Below are 13,744 nucleotides of genomic sequence, written 5' to 3' on the forward strand. Positions count from 1 at the left end.
ACGAATCCGTTCCGTTACGGGTGGTGCCGGACGCTCGGTCGGTGACCGTGCTCTTCGACCGGCCGGACCGGCGCAACGCCCTGACCGTCGAGATGAGCCGGGCCCTCGCCGCGGTGCTCGAGCAGCACGCCGCGACGCCGCGGCCGCTCGTCCTCCGCAGCGCCACCCCGGGCATGTTCGTGGCCGGCACGGACGTGGCGTCGCTCAAGGCGCGCACCGTCGAGGACAGCCTGGGCCGGATCAACAGCGGGCTGTTCCAGCGTCTGCACGACCACCCGTGGCCCACGGTCGCCGTCGTCGACGGCGCGGCGCTCGGAGGCGGGTGCGAGCTGGCGCTCGCCTGCGATTTCCGGCTCACCACCGAGGACGCGCAGTGGGGGCTGCCCGAGGTACGGCTGGGCATCATCCCCAGTGCCGGGGCGCTCACCCGGCTGGCGGCGCTGGTGGGCACCGGGCCCGCCACCGACCTGGTGCTCACCGGGCGACGGATCCGGGGTCGCGAGGCCGGCCCTCTGGGGCTCGCCTCGCGCGTGACCACCCCTGACGGGCTGGACGGCGCGCTCGATGCCCTGCTCACCGACCTGGCTGCCGCGGCGCCCCTGGCCCAGCGGCTGGCCAAGGAGGCCATGCGGGTGGACGGCGACCGCCACCGCCTCGTCGACGCCGCTGCTCAGGCTCTCTGCCTCGGCACCGAGGACGCCCAACGCCGCCTGCAGGCACTGGTCGACCGAACCGGCTGACGCCGCGTCAGCGGCTCGGGCGAGGGAGACTCACGACGGCGGCGCCGAGGCGGGCGGCGGCGTGAGTGCGGTCGACGCGCTCGGCGGCGGGGTCAGCAGCAGGTCGTAGTCGTCGGCGGTCAGTGGCTCCGGGGTCAGTTCCCCCGAGGGCAGTGGAGCCTCCACGCGCTGCCCGTCCATGGTGAGGACGACGGCGCCGATGCCGGGCACGCTGGTCGCCGAGAGCACGATCTGGGCCACCGCCCGCCGGCCGGCCAGCCCGGTCGGCGCCTCCGACGAGCCGCTGATGTCGACGGTCGCCGTCCCGCCGGAGAACGCGGTGACCGACAACTCGACCTCGGGGGGCAGCGCGGTCGACAGCTGGAGGTCCCGCTCGGCCGTCGTCGGCCCGGCCGCCAGCTCCCCCAGCAGCGCGCCGAGCCGCTCCTCCGGTGACGAACCGGTCACGTCCCGGGGCTGCGGTAGGAGGACGTCGTCGGGGCCGACCAGGTAGACCCGGCTGGGGTCGAGCACCGGCTCGGGAGCGGCGGTGGTCGTCGGTGTCGGCGCCGGCGAGGCCAGCCCGTACGGGACGTCGGACGCCGGGATCGCGTCGGCGGCACCGCCGGTGGGCACCCCGCACGCGGCCAGCAGGGCGAGCAGCAGCCCGGCGAGCAGCGACGCGCACCGGGCGCTCAACGCGACGCCCCCGGCAATGACAGGCTGAATCGGGCGCCGCCGCCGCGTGCCTCGCTGCACCACGCCGCGCCACCGTGCTGACCCGCGGTCTCCGCCACGATGGCCAGGCCGAGCCCGGCGCCGGGCAGCGACCGGCGGGCCGCCCGCGGCCCCCGGGCGAACCGCTCGAACACCCGCTCCCGGTCCTCGACCGGAACACCGGGCCCGGCGTCGTCCACGCTCAGGACCACCGTCCCCTCCCGCCGCTGCACGTGCACGGCGCACGGCCCACCGCCGTGCCGGTCGGCGTTGTCCAGCAGGTTGCGGAGGGCCCGCTCGAGGCTCCTCTTGTCGCCGAGCACCGTCGTCTGCTCGTCGGGGTCGGCGTCGAGCAGCCCGGGGTCCCGGCCGGTGGTGACGAGCACCTCCCTGGCCAGCGCGGTCAGCGGCACGGGGGCCGCCTCCCCGGGAGGTGCGCCGTCGATGCGGGCGAGCTCCAGCAGGTCGTCGAGCATCTGGCGGAAACGGCGCAGTTCCCGCTCCACCAGCGTGAGCGCCTGGTCGGCCCGCGAAGAGAGCTCCTGCCGTCGGGCGGCGAGCACCTCGACGCTGGTGACCACGCCGGTCAGCGGGCTGCGCAGCTCGTGGCTGACGTCACCGACGAACCGCGCGTCGCGGTCGATGCGGGCGGCCAGCGCGTCGACCATGCTGTTGAAGCTGGCCACGATCGCCAGCAGGTCGGGGTCGTCGGTCGCCGGCAGCCGGGTGGTCAGCTCGCCGCCGGCGATCCGGGTGGCGGCGCCGGCGACCTGCTCCAGCGGCTGGACCGCCCGCCGGCTGGCCCACACGCCGAACGCCGCGCCCGCCGCTGTGGCCGCTAGCGCGCCCGCACCCAGGACCGCGGCCAGCGTGCGCAGCACCATCTGCAGCTCGGTGAGCGGGGCCAGCTCGTAGAACTCCACCCCGGCGCTGCTGACCGGGACACCGACGAGCAGTGCCGGGCCGTCCGGGGTCTCGACGCGGGCGGTGCCGGCCGAGCCGCCGGCGACGATCGTCCGGAGCCCGGCGGGGACGTCGCGGGCACCGACGTCCAGGCTGGAGGAGTACCAGGAGTCCCCACTGCGGACGACGACGTCGGCCCCGCCGGAGGGGACCAGCTCGCCCAGCGCGTCGCCGACCTCGGTGCCGGCCGTCGACAGCCGGCTGGCCAGCACGTTGGCGTCGGCGAACGCCTGGCGGGTCAGCGACCGCTCCCGCTGGTCGAGCAGGTAGCCGCGGGCCAGCAGCCAGGTGGTGGTCACCAGGACGATGGAGACCAGCAGCGCACCGACGGCGAACCCCATGACGATCCGCGACCGGAGCCCCCGTGACCCGAGGGCCGCCCTCACTGCGGGTCCAGCCGGTAGCCCAGCCCCCGGACGGTCACCACCAGCCGCGGTGCCCCCGCGTCCAGCTCCACCTTGGTGCGCAGCCGCCGGATGTGGACGTCGACGATCCGCTCGTCGCCGAAGAAGCCGTGCTCCCACACCCGCTCGAGCAGCGCCTGCCGGCTGAACACCCGCCCCGGGGTCGAGGCCAGCTCGCACAGCAGCCGGAACTCGGTCAGGGTCAGCGGGACCTGCTGCTCGCCGCGGTGCACGGTGCCGCGCATCTCCCGCAGCACCAGCGGCGCCGGCGGGTGCCGGTCGAGGACGACCTCGGCCGGCCCGGCATCCGGTGTCCCCGTGCCACCGCTGCCCGCCCCTGCCCGCCGGCGCAGGGCCCGCAGCCGCGCGGTGATCTCCTTGACCTCGAACGGCTTGGTCACGTAGTCGTCGGCGCCCGCCTCCAGAGCGGCCACGATGTCGTGCGTGTCGGCGCGCGCGCTGACGACGATGATGGGCAGGTCGTGGTCGCGCCGGACCTCACGGATCACGGCGAACCCGTCCATCGAGCCGAGCATCAGGTCGACGACCATGAGGTCCGGGGTCGCGACGGCCACGTGGGCGAGGGCGTCCTCCCCGCTCACCGCCTCGGCGACGTCGTAGCCCTCGTCCTCCAGTGCCCAGCGCAGGGCGGTGCGGATGGGGTCGTCGTCCTCCACGACCAGCAGACGCAACGCCACTCGCGCCATGCTGCCACCAGCAATCGCACGTACCGCTCCCTTCACAGGATCGCAAAGCAATCCCCGGCGGTATCGCAATCTGCGCCCAGGACTCTGTCAGTAGCCGCCTGCACGCTCGCACCACTGATGGAGGAGGAACGGGGATGACGATGGCGACCGCACGGCCGAGGCCGGACGTCGAGACGGATGCGGACGTGGTGACGATCCACCTCGACGACGATCTGCTCGCCGACGGCCTGGCCGACGTGCGGTGGCTGCTGCACGACGCGCTGCTGGCCGGTGCCCGCCGTCTGGTCGTCGACCTCTCCGGCGTGCAGTTCCTGTCGAGCTCCGCCGTCGCGAGCTTCCTCTGGGCGCACCGCACCTGCCGGGCCCGTGGGGGCGCGGTGGTGCTGCGCGGCGCCAACCGGAAGACGGAGGAGCTGCTGCACCGCACCGGATTGTGGCGCGTCATCCAGCTCGAACCCGCTCGCGACCGGGCGGTGGCCTGACCCACCGACTCGTCAGGCCGGCCGCGGGCGCCCGTCCGCATACCCTCGGAGGAGGAGAACCATGCTCGGCCTGCTGCTCGTCGCTCTGCTTTCCCTCGGCATCTCCGTCGCCGGCATCGTCGTCGACGGCCTGTTCTGGCTGACCCTCGTCGGCATCGCGCTCTTCCTGGGCAGCGCCGCGCTCGGCGAGGCCAAGGGGCTGAGCCGCGCCCGTGACCGCACCCGCACCACAGCGGCGAGAGGATGACGTGCTCGCACCCCACGACCGGTCCCTGTCCGAGATCGTCGACCGCCGCGCCGGGCTCATCCGGGTGAGCGGTCACCTGACACCACTCGGCGCGGACCTGCTGCGCGGCACGGCCGACGGGCTGCGCGGCCACGGGCACGGGCGGGTGGTGCTGGACCTGCGTGGAGTGCGGGCGGCCGACGCCGCCGGGCTGGACATCCTGCACGAACTGCGCCGGGACTTCGCCGCGGACGGCGTCGAGCTGCGCATCCGGACCTGACCGACCCGAGCGGAGGGCGTGGGATTCGAACCCACGAGGAGCTGTGAACTCCTAGCGGTTTTCAAGACCGCCGCCATCGGCCACTAGGCGAGCCCTCCTGGCGGGTCGAGGCTATCCCGTGGCCAGCCCGGTGGCCGCTCCGGTTCCCCGTGTCGATCATGGGGTTGTTGCCGCGCGCCGCACCGGGACGCGGCGTGTCGGCGTGCAACAGTTCCATGATCACGGAGAGGAGTGGGCCGGCGCTCCATCACGCCGGGACAGGTGATGCGGCGGCGGTCAGGGACCGTGCGACGAACGGCAGGATGCCGCCGTGGCGCAGGTACTTCGCCTCGGTCGCGCTGTCCAACCGGACCCGCACGCGGAAGGTGCGCGTCCCCCGGCCCGACTCCGCGCGGACGGTCACCTCACGCGGCCAGCCGTCCTCGCCCAGGCCGGCCAGCCCCTCGACGGCGAAGGTCTCCCGACCCGTGAGCCCGAGGGTCGCGACGCCGTCGCCGTCCAGGAACTGCAACGGGAGCACGCCCATGCCGATGAGGTTGGCGCGGTGGATCCGCTCGAAGCTCTCGGCCAGGACGGCGCGGACGCCGAGCAGCGCCGTCCCCTTCGCGGCCCAGTCGCGCGAGGATCCGGTGCCGTACTCCGTGCCGGCCAGGACGAGCAGCGGCGTCCCGGCGGCGCGGTAGTGCTCCGCGGCGTCGAACACCGTCCGCTCGCGGCCGTCGAGGTGGTCCAGGGTCCACCCGCCGCGCCGGTGCGGGACCAGCCGGTTGCGCAGCCGCTGGTTGCCGAACGCGCCGCGCAGCATGACCTCGTGGTTGCCCCGCCGCGAAGCGTAGGTGCTGAGGTCGGTCTCGCCGCGGGCACGGAGGAACTCCCCGGCGGGGCTGTCCGCGGGGATGCGCCCCGCCGGGCAGATGTGGTCGGTGGTGACCGAGTCGCCGAGCACGGCGAGGACCCGGGCGCCGGCGATGTCGGCGACCTCGCCCGGGGTGGGTGACAGCCCGTCGAGGAAGGGTGGACGGCGCACGTACGTGGATTCCGGGTCCCAGTCGAAGGTGGCGCTCCCGCCCACCGACAGGTCGGCCCACCGCTCCTCGCCGGTGAAGACGTCGGCGTAGCGCGCGGCGAACATCGCCGGGTCCAGGTGGGCCCGGACGACGTCCTCGACCTCGGCGTCGGAAGGCCACAGGTCGGCCAGGTACACCGGCTCGCCGGACGCGTCCGCCCCCAGGGAGTCGTGCAGCAGGTCGACGTCCATCGACCCGGCCAGGGCGTACGCGACCACGAGCGGCGGCGAGGCCAGGTAGTTCATCGCGACGTCGTTGTTGATGCGCCCGTCGAAGTTGCGGTTGCCGGAGAGGACGGCGGCGACGACGAGGTCCCGGTCGGCGACCTCCCGGACCACCTCGGGGGCCAGCGGCCCGGAGTTGCCGATGCAGGTCATGCAGCCGTAGCCGACGGTGTGGAAGCCGAGCTGCTCGAGCGGGCGGTCCAGGCCGGACCGGGCGAGGTAGTCGGTCACCACCTTCGAACCCGGGGCCAGGCTGGTCCTGACCCACGGCTTGGTCGCCAGGCCCGCCCGGACGGCGTTGCGCGCCAGCAGACCGGCCGCGACCATCACCGCCGGGTTCGAGGTGTTCGTGCAGGAGGTGATGGCGGCGATGGCCACCGCTCCGTGCCGCAGCCCGCCGCCGTCCCGCGGTGGCGGGGCGACCGCGGTCAGCGCCGACGCGTCGCTGGCCGGGAAGGACTCCCGGCCGGCCTCGTCGACGGCGTCGCCCGGCGCGCGGTCGGCGAGCAGCTCGGCCAGCGCGCTCTGGAAGCGGCCACGCGCGCTGGCCAGCGGGACACGGTCCTGCGGACGGCGTGGTCCGGCGAGCGAGGGCTCCACGGTGGAGAGGTCCAGCCGGACCAGCTGGTCGAAGCGGGGGCGGGCGGCCGGGTCGTGCCAGAGCCCCTGCTCCTTGGCATAGCGTTCGACGGCCTGCACGTGGTCGGCCTCCCGGCCGGTGAAGCGCAGGTAGTCGACGGTCACCCGGTCGATCGGGAAGATCGCGCACGTGCTCCCGAACTCGGGGCTCATGTTCGCCAGCGTGGCGCGGTCGGCGAGCGGGACGGCGCCCACCGAGGGCCCGGTGAACTCGACGAAGCAGCCCACGACGCCGCGGGCGCGCAGCATCTCGGCGATGGTCAGCACCAGGTCGGTCGCCGTCACCCCGGGCTGCCGCTCCCCGATCAGCTCCAGCCCGACGACCGGCGGCACCAGGGTGCTCACCGGCAGGCCGAGCATCGCGGCCTCCGCCTCGATGCCGCCGACACCCCAGGCGAGGACGCCCAGGCCGTTGACCATCGTGGTGTGCGAGTCGGTGCCGACCAGGGTGTCGGGAAAGGCCCGCCCGTCCCGCCGGACGACGACGTCGGCGAGGTACTCGAGGTTGATCTGGTGCATGATCCCGGTCCCCGGCGGGACGACGGCCAGCCGGCGGAACTGCTGCTGCCCCCACTTGAGGAACCGGTAGCGCTCCTCGTTGCGCTCGTACTCCCGTGCCACGTTGCGGGTCATGGCGTCCGGGCGCCCGGCCACGTCGGTGACCACCGAGTGGTCGACGGTCAGCTCGGCGGGGATGACCGGGTCGACCGCGTGCGGGTCGCCGCCCAGGTCGCGCACCACCTCGCGCATCGCCGCCAGGTCGGTCAGCACCGGGATGCCGTTGGTGTCGTGCAGGAAGACGCGGGCCGGGGAGAAGGAGACCTCGTCGCCCGTGCCGGCCCCCTGCGCGAGGCACGCGATCGCCTCGGCGGTCACCGTGACGCCGTCCTCGTGGCGCAGCAGGTTCTCCAGCACGATCTTGAGCGAGAAGGGCAGGTCCTCCGCACCGGGGACGGCGTGCACCGACCACGTCTCGGCGGTACCGGACCCCAGGTCGAGCAGCCGCCGGGCACCGAAGCTGTCTGCCTTGGCCATGCCCACCTCCATCGGATTCCTCGCTTATAGGCTACAGCCTGCCAGGACCGGTACAGTCACCGCACGAGTTCTCGGGAATCTCGGGGAGAGGGGGCCGGGTGGCCGCGCCTGTGTCGCGCCCTGCGCTGACCAAGGCGGACTACGCCTACGGCGAGGTCCGCGAGCGGATCATGTCCGGTGCGCTGCCGCAGGGGGCGACCGTGAGCCAGGAGGCCCTGGCCGCCGAGCTCGATGTCAGCACCACCCCGCTGCGCGAGGCGATGCGCCGACTGTCGGCCGAGGGCCTGGTGGTCCTCGACGCGCACCGGGACGCCCGGGTCGCCCCGCTGACCGCGGAGGAGGCGCGCAGCCTGTTCGAGATCCGCCAGCAGCTGGACCCGCTCGCCGTCCGGCTGGCCGCCGAGCGCCGCGACGACACGGACACCGCGCGCATCCGGGAGGCGGCCGCGTCCCTGGAGCCGCTGGACGCCGGCAGCGGCCTGGCCGCTCTGGAGGCGCACCGCGCCTTCCACGCCGCGCTCTACCGCGCCTCCCACAACGACCTGCTCATCGGCCTGCTCGACGGGCTGTGGGACAAGGCCGACCGCTACCGCCGCGCGGCCCTCGAGACCCGCGAGGACTCCCCCGACGACCGCGCCCGCGTGCGCGCCGAGCACCAGGCCATGATGGCCGCCGTGCTCGACGGGGACCCCGACGCGGCCGAGGAGCACATGCACCGCCACGTGGCGGGCAGCCTGGGTCGCCGCGCCATCGCCGTCCTCGGCGGCGACTGAGGGCCTTCCCCTGCCGGGCGCCCCTCTCGACCCCTTCTCGAGTCGATCATGGGCTTCTTGCCGCTCGACCCGCCGGGTCACGGCATGTCCGCGTGCGACAACCCCATGATCAACTCTGGAGGGTGACCGTCGACGTGGCTACGTGAGCGCGACCTCCCCACGGACGACGTGCGCGCCGCCCAGGGGCTCGACGTCCAGTCCGCGCACGGCCAGCACCTCGCCCAGCGCCCGGTTCATCACCTGCTGCACGAGCGCGTCGGCCGCCGCGCCGTGCACCTGCTCGCGGCTCACCCGGTCGTGCTGGCGCCAGCTGACGACGACGCCGTCCAGGGCCGGCTCGGGCGTCAGGCACACGCCGCCGAGCTCGCCGTCCACACCGGACGGGTCGTAGAGGAACAACCCTGCTTCGGCCAACGCCGAGACCACCTCGGCGACCAGGCCGGGGAGCGGGTGCTCGTCGTCCAGGTCGGCGTCCCAGCCCTCGGGCAGCCGGTCGAGCTGCTCGCCGAGGTAGGTCCACCAGGCGCGGTCCTGCGGCGAGGACCGGCGGCGCAGCAGGCCGTCGGCCCGGCGGGCACCGTAGACGGGATGCAGGCCGGCGGGCGCTCCGTCGAGGCCACCCGCGGCCCAGGCCGCCTCGTCGCGGTCGCCGAAGGGCCCGGCGAGGACGAACCCGGGGCCGTCCTCCTCGTCGACGACGAGCCACCAGCCCTGGCGGACCACACCGCCGAGGACGACCTCGCTGAACCGCGTGCCCACGCCGCTCACCGATCACCACCTCCCCCGAGGACGGGCCCGCCGCCGGGGAAGGGCGGCGGTCTCCCGTACGCCGCCGGACGACCGGCGGCGATGAGGCAACCGTAGGTGCCCGAGGCCGTTTCCCCGTGCTCCCGCGAGCGGGTCCCGGCAGCCGCGACGCCGAATCGTTGCCAAGCGCCCCATCGGCCACGGTGACCCGCCTCAGCGGGCAGCCACATGTCGACCGTCCCGAGCGGAGACCCCGCCAGGGGACGGCCGGTCACGTCCCCGGGCGCGGAGCCGGCGGCGTGTCAGACCGCGACGGCGGTGACGAACGTGCAGATCCCCTCGCCGTGCTGCGCCCGCCGCCGCAGGCCGAGCAGCCCGAGCAGGGCCATCTCGACCCGGTAGGCCAGGCGGGTCGCCCCGGTGTAGAAGGTGTCCCCGCCGCGGGTGACCTCGATGCGGTCGAAGCCGGCGAGCCGGATGTGCTCGGTGAGCATCCAGTCCGGGAGGATCGTGATGTGCCCGGGCTCGTGGTAGTGCCGGGGCCCGAAGATGAACGGCGCGCCGCGGAGGAACATCTTCAGCCGCGAGTGCGGGTGGGTGATGTTGGGCGTGCTGACCAGCAGCTTGTCGCCGGGCCGCAGCAGCGAGCGGATCGAGCGCAGTACCTGCCGCGGGTTCTCCACGTGCTCCAGCGTCTCGACGCAGACGACCATGTCGAACGGGCCGCGGGTCTCGTCGGTCCACTCGGGCTCGTCCAGGTCCAGCCGGTGGATCCAGTCGTGCGGCGGGTCCAGGTCGGTGGGGACGACGTCGAAGCCGGCGTCGCGCAGCCGCAGCGCCAGCGCCCCGCACCCGGCGCCGACCTCGAGCAGCCGGCCGCCGTCCGGCAGGGCCGCTCGCACCAGCTCGACGGCGTACTCGTGCACGCCCGGCGCCGCGTGCACGCTGTGCCCCTGGTAGGACCCGTGTGCCGCCGTCCGCCGGCCGCTCTTCTGCTCCACCTCCACCACGCACCCAGCCTGGCACAGCAACCGGCGGTCCGGCCTGGTAAGGGCGTAGCCGCGGAGGTCCGTGCACCTCTGCTGCGTGACGTCCCGGATGCGGCGCCTGTTGGCAGGGGCCTCAGCGCGGGCGGACGGTCCCGAGCAGGTGGTCGGCGCCGCTCGTCGCGTTGCGGACGGCGAGGTCCCAGCCGCCATCGACCTGGGCCGTGGCCAACTGCACAGTCGACGGCAGGAAGAGAGGCTTCCTGAACACCACGTCGACCGTCATCGCCTCGGGCAACCGGCCCGACAGCGCGGCGAGCGCCCGGGCCTTGACCCACATGCCGTGCGCGATGGCCCGCTTGAAGCCGAACGCCTTGGCAGTGAGCGCCGACAGGTGGATCGGGTTCACGTCGCCGGAGACCCTGGCGTAGCGGCGTCCGGCGTCGTCTGGTACTCGCCAGGTGGCGACGGGACGCGCCAGGTCCGCCACCTCGACGGCGAGGTCGGCTTCCGGCGCGCCCTCGGGCGCCCGGGCGCCGCGGGCGAGGTACGTCGACCGCGAGCGCCACACCTCGGCGCCGCCGGTCGACACCGACGCGCACAGGTCGACCGTCGCCCCGCTCCGGTGCCGGGCGAACCGCTCGGCCCACACCTCCAGGTCGAGGACCTCGCCGGCACGGACGGGCCGCAGCGCGTCGACGCGGTTGCGCACGTGCACCATCCCGGGCAGCGCCAGCGGGAACGACCGGTCGCTCATCAGCGCCAGCTGCAGCGGGAAGGTCAACATGTGCGGGTAGGTCGGCGGCAGCGTGTCGGCCAGCGGGAAGCCGCACACCCGGGCGTAGGCGGCGAGGTCGGCGGCGTCGACCTGCACACCGGTCCGGGTCAGCCGGGTGTCGGGCAGGTCGCCACCGCGGCCGCGGGCGGTGACCGCGGCCTTGGCGAACAGCGCCGGCATCGACGGCGCGGCCGTCAGCTCGAGCCGCGCCATCACGCCCCCAGGAAGGACTGGCCGCACACCCGCACGACCTGGCCGTTCACGCCGGCGGCGCTGGGCTGCGCGAGCCAGGCGATCGTCTCGGCGACGTCGACCGGCAGGCCGCCCTGCTGCAGCGAGTTGATCCGGGACCCGATCTCGCGGGTGCCGAAGGGCATCGTCGCCGTCATCTCGGTGACGATGAACCCCGGCGCGACGGCGTTGATCGTCGCGCCGCGCTCGGCGAAGGCCGGCGCCCAGGCGCGGACCATCCCGATCACCCCGGCCTTGGACGCCGCGTAGTTGGTCTGGCCGCGGTTGCCGGCGATGCCCGACTGCGAGCTGACCGCGATCACCCGCGCGCCGGGCCTCAGCACACCCTCGGCGTCCAGCAGCGCCGAGGTGATGTCCAGCTGCGCCTGCAGGTTGACCGCCATGACCGAGTTCCAGCGGGCGGCGTCCATGTTGACCAGCAGCTTGTCGCGGGTGATCCCGGCGTTGTGGACGACGACATCGACCCCGCCGTGCCGCTCGTGCAGGTGCGCGATCAGCCGCTCCGCGGCGTCGGGCGCGGTGATGTCGAGCTGGAACGCCGTCCCGCCGATCTCGTTGGCCACGTCGGCGAGCGACTGCCCGGCGGCCGGGACGTCGACGGCGACGACGTGCGCGCCGTCGCGGGCCATGACCCGCGCGATCGACGCACCGATGCCGCGGGCGGCCCCGGTGACGACGGCGACCTTGCCGGCCAGCGGGCGCTCGTCGTCCTGGTCACCCGGCACGTCGGCCGCGGTCAGCCGAGCGACCTGGCCGTCGACGTAGGCAGAGCGGCCGGAGAGGAAGAACCGCACCGGGCCGGGCACCGACGCCTCCGCGCCGGCCGGCACGAGCAGCAGGTTCGCCGTCCCGCCGTTGCGCAGCTCCTTGGCGATCGAGCGGACCAACCCCTCCAGCGCCTGCCGGGCGGCGACCTGCGCCGGGGAGTCGGCGTCCGACGGTGGGTCGGCCAGCACCAGCACCCGGCCGGAGGCACCGAGCCGCTTGACCGCCGGCGCGAGGAAGTCGTGCGCCGCGGCCAGGTCGGCCGGGCCGGTCACTCCCGTGGCGTCCAGCAGCACGGCGCCCAGGCGCTCGCCGTCCGTGCCGCCGTCCGCAACGACCGGGGAGAGCACGGGGACCCCGGCGTCCTTCAGGACGGCGGTCAGGGTGTCGCGCAGCCGGCTCTCGCCGGCGGAACCGATCACGGCCGGGCCGTCCAGCAGCGGCGCGCCCGGCTCGTAGCGGCGCAGCACGGCCGGGCGGGGCAGTCCGAGCTGCTTGGTGATCGTGTGGCCGACGCCGGAGTTGGCGAAGTCGCGGTACCAGTCACTCATGAGCGCACTCCTGTCTGAGGGGGCCTCTACCGCGACAGAGGCGGAGAGGACCGCCTCTGTCGCGATGAGGGCGGAGGGGTCAGGACTCGAGGACGGCGACGACGCCCTGGCCGCCGGCCGCGCAGACGGAGATCAGGCCGCGCTTGCCCGGACCCGCCTCGTGCAGCGTCTTCGCCAGCGTCGCGACGATGCGCCCGCCGGTCGCGGCGAACGGGTGCCCGGCCGCCAGCGACGAGCCGTTGACGTTCAGCTTCGGCCGGTCGATGGCGCCCAGCGGGGCGTCGAGACCCAGCCGGTCCTTGCAGAACGCCGGGTCCTCCCATGCCTTCATCGTCGAGAGCACCGTCGAGGCGAACGCCTCGTGGATCTCGTAGAAGTCGAAGTCCTGCAGGGCCAGGCCGTTGCGGGCCAGCAGCACCGGCACCGCGTAGACGGGTGCCATGAGCAGGCCCTCGCCGCCGTGCACGTAGTCCACGGCCGCGGTCTGCGCGTCGACGAGGTGGGCCAGCACGGGCAGGCCGCGCTCGGCGGCCCACTCGTCGGAGGCCACCAGGACGGCGGAGGCGCCGTCGGACAGCGGCGTGGAGTTGCCCGCGGTCATGGTGGCGTCGGGGCCGCCCGTGCCGAAGACCGGCTCCAGCGTCGCGAGCTTCTCGACCGTTGAGTCCGGCCGCAGGCTCTCGTCTCGGGTCAGACCGAGATAGGGCGTGACCAGGTCGTCGAAGAAGCCGCGGTCGTAGGCGGCGGCGAGGTTCTGATGGGAGCGGGCGGCGAGCTCGTCCTGCTCCTCCCGGCCGATCTCCCACTCCGTGGCGGTGATCGCGGCGTGCTCGCCCATCGACAGGCCGGTGCGCGGCTCGGCGTTGCGCGGCATCTCGGGAACCAGCTGCCCCGGACGGATCCCGGCCAGCGCCTTCAGCCGCTGCTGCAGCGTCCTGGCGCCGGCCAGCGAGATGAGCACGCGGCGCAGGTCGTCGCCCACGGCGAGCGGAGCGTCGGACGTCGTGTCGACGCCACCGGCGATGCCGGACTCGAGCTGCCCCAGCGCGATCTTGTTCGCGACCAGGATCGCCGCCTCCAGGCCGGTGCCGCAGGCCTGCTGGACGCCGTAGGCCGGGGTGGCGGCCGACAGCCGCGAACCGAGCACCGCCTCGCGGGTCAGGTTGAAGTCGCGCGAGTGCTTGAGGACGGCGCCGGCGACGACCTCCCCGACCTGCTGTCCCTGCAGGCCGAAGCGGGCGACCAGCCCGTCCAACGTCGCGGTGAGCATGTCCTGGTTGGAGGCCTGTGCGTACGCGGAGTTCGAGCGGGCGAAGGGGATGCGGTTGCCGCCGACGATGGCGGCCTTCCGGGTCTGCGGAGCCATCGGGGACCTCCGGTTCTGGGTCACGGGCCGCCTCTTGCTGGCCTTGTCGCGACAGGGCCAGCA

14 protein-coding genes and 1 tRNA gene are annotated in these 13,744 nt (G+C 74.3%); 5 read left to right on the plus strand and 10 right to left on the minus strand.

What is annotated here, in order from left to right; all coding sequences use genetic code 11:
- The first annotated feature begins 41 nt into the window (after positions 1-41).
- A complete protein-coding gene (locus tag E4P41_RS00535; protein ID WP_167760851.1) occupies positions 42-740 on the plus strand; it encodes an enoyl-CoA hydratase/isomerase family protein in 699 nt (232 codons plus the stop codon).
- A 30-nt stretch (positions 741-770) separates the two neighbouring features.
- Here the strand turns inward: E4P41_RS00535 and E4P41_RS00540 are convergent, their stop codons facing one another.
- Genes E4P41_RS00540 through E4P41_RS00550 form a run of 3 tightly spaced genes read right to left on the minus strand, consistent with a single transcriptional unit; the run spans position 771 to position 3,510 of the window.
- On the minus strand, positions 771-1,418 hold the full coding sequence (locus E4P41_RS00540; protein ID WP_167760852.1) for a GerMN domain-containing protein: 648 nt from the start codon (positions 1,416-1,418) through the stop codon (positions 771-773).
- Positions 1,415-2,740 (minus strand): HAMP domain-containing sensor histidine kinase, encoded by a 1,326-nt coding sequence (locus E4P41_RS00545; protein ID WP_245177009.1) that lies wholly within the window; start codon positions 2,738-2,740, stop codon positions 1,415-1,417. The genes E4P41_RS00540 and E4P41_RS00545 overlap by 4 nt, the downstream gene beginning before the upstream one ends.
- A 41-nt stretch (positions 2,741-2,781) precedes the next feature.
- Positions 2,782-3,510: a response regulator transcription factor gene (locus E4P41_RS00550; protein ID WP_135138929.1), complete on the minus strand. Its 729-nt coding sequence runs from the start codon at positions 3,508-3,510 to the stop codon at positions 2,782-2,784.
- Positions 3,511-3,644: 134 nt separating this feature from the next.
- Between E4P41_RS00550 and E4P41_RS00555 the strand changes: the two genes are divergently transcribed.
- The 3 genes from E4P41_RS00555 to E4P41_RS00565 all read left to right on the plus strand — a co-directional run bounded on the left by E4P41_RS00555 (position 3,645) and on the right by E4P41_RS00565 (position 4,498).
- A complete protein-coding gene (locus E4P41_RS00555) occupies positions 3,645-3,992 on the plus strand; it encodes an STAS domain-containing protein (RefSeq protein WP_135138930.1) in 348 nt (115 codons plus the stop codon).
- 61 nt (positions 3,993-4,053) lie between these two features.
- On the plus strand, positions 4,054-4,239 hold the full coding sequence (locus E4P41_RS00560) for a hypothetical protein (RefSeq protein ID WP_135138931.1): 186 nt from the start codon (positions 4,054-4,056) through the stop codon (positions 4,237-4,239).
- 1 nt (position 4,240) lies between these two features.
- Complete coding sequence (locus E4P41_RS00565; protein ID WP_167760853.1) at positions 4,241-4,498, plus strand: STAS domain-containing protein; 258 nt, start codon at positions 4,241-4,243, stop codon at positions 4,496-4,498.
- 10 nt (positions 4,499-4,508) lie between these two features.
- On the opposite strand, the gene E4P41_RS00570 is transcribed toward E4P41_RS00565, so the two are convergent.
- Both E4P41_RS00570 and acnA read right to left on the minus strand, forming a co-directional pair.
- Positions 4,509-4,596: transfer RNA gene (locus E4P41_RS00570), tRNA-Ser, on the minus strand.
- 149 nt (positions 4,597-4,745) lie between these two features.
- Complete coding sequence (acnA, locus tag E4P41_RS00575; RefSeq protein ID WP_135138933.1) at positions 4,746-7,463, minus strand: aconitate hydratase AcnA; 2,718 nt, start codon at positions 7,461-7,463, stop codon at positions 4,746-4,748.
- Positions 7,464-7,561: 98 nt separating this feature from the next.
- On the opposite strand from acnA, the gene E4P41_RS00580 reads away from it, so the two are divergent.
- Positions 7,562-8,236 carry a GntR family transcriptional regulator gene (locus tag E4P41_RS00580; protein ID WP_135138934.1) on the plus strand — a complete coding sequence of 225 codons (675 nt, stop codon included), beginning with the start codon at positions 7,562-7,564 and terminating at the stop codon, positions 8,234-8,236.
- 138 nt (positions 8,237-8,374) lie between these two features.
- On the opposite strand, the gene E4P41_RS00585 is transcribed toward E4P41_RS00580, so the two are convergent.
- The 5 genes from E4P41_RS00585 to E4P41_RS00605 all read right to left on the minus strand — a co-directional run bounded on the left by E4P41_RS00585 (position 8,375) and on the right by E4P41_RS00605 (position 13,681).
- Positions 8,375-9,004 carry a hypothetical protein gene (locus E4P41_RS00585; protein ID WP_135138935.1) on the minus strand — a complete coding sequence of 210 codons (630 nt, stop codon included), beginning with the start codon at positions 9,002-9,004 and terminating at the stop codon, positions 8,375-8,377.
- A gap of 281 nt (positions 9,005-9,285) precedes the next feature.
- Positions 9,286-9,993 (minus strand): class I SAM-dependent methyltransferase, encoded by a 708-nt coding sequence (locus tag E4P41_RS00590; protein WP_245177010.1) that lies wholly within the window; start codon positions 9,991-9,993, stop codon positions 9,286-9,288.
- Between the two features lie 112 nt (positions 9,994-10,105).
- On the minus strand, positions 10,106-10,960 hold the full coding sequence (locus E4P41_RS00595) for a MaoC/PaaZ C-terminal domain-containing protein (protein WP_135138982.1): 855 nt from the start codon (positions 10,958-10,960) through the stop codon (positions 10,106-10,108).
- The gene (locus tag E4P41_RS00600) at positions 10,960-12,315 is read right to left on the minus strand and encodes a 3-oxoacyl-ACP reductase (RefSeq protein WP_135138936.1); all 1,356 of its coding nucleotides are present in this window, start codon (positions 12,313-12,315) and stop codon (positions 10,960-10,962) included. The genes E4P41_RS00595 and E4P41_RS00600 overlap by 1 nt, the downstream gene beginning before the upstream one ends.
- Before the next feature lie 79 nt (positions 12,316-12,394).
- A complete protein-coding gene (locus tag E4P41_RS00605; RefSeq protein ID WP_135138937.1) occupies positions 12,395-13,681 on the minus strand; it encodes an acetyl-CoA C-acetyltransferase in 1,287 nt (428 codons plus the stop codon).
- Positions 13,682-13,744 lie beyond the last annotated feature (63 nt).

Origin of the sequence: Geodermatophilus sp. DF01-2, assembly GCF_004571065.1 — a bacterium.
Lineage (GTDB): Bacteria > Actinomycetota > Actinomycetes > Mycobacteriales > Geodermatophilaceae > Geodermatophilus.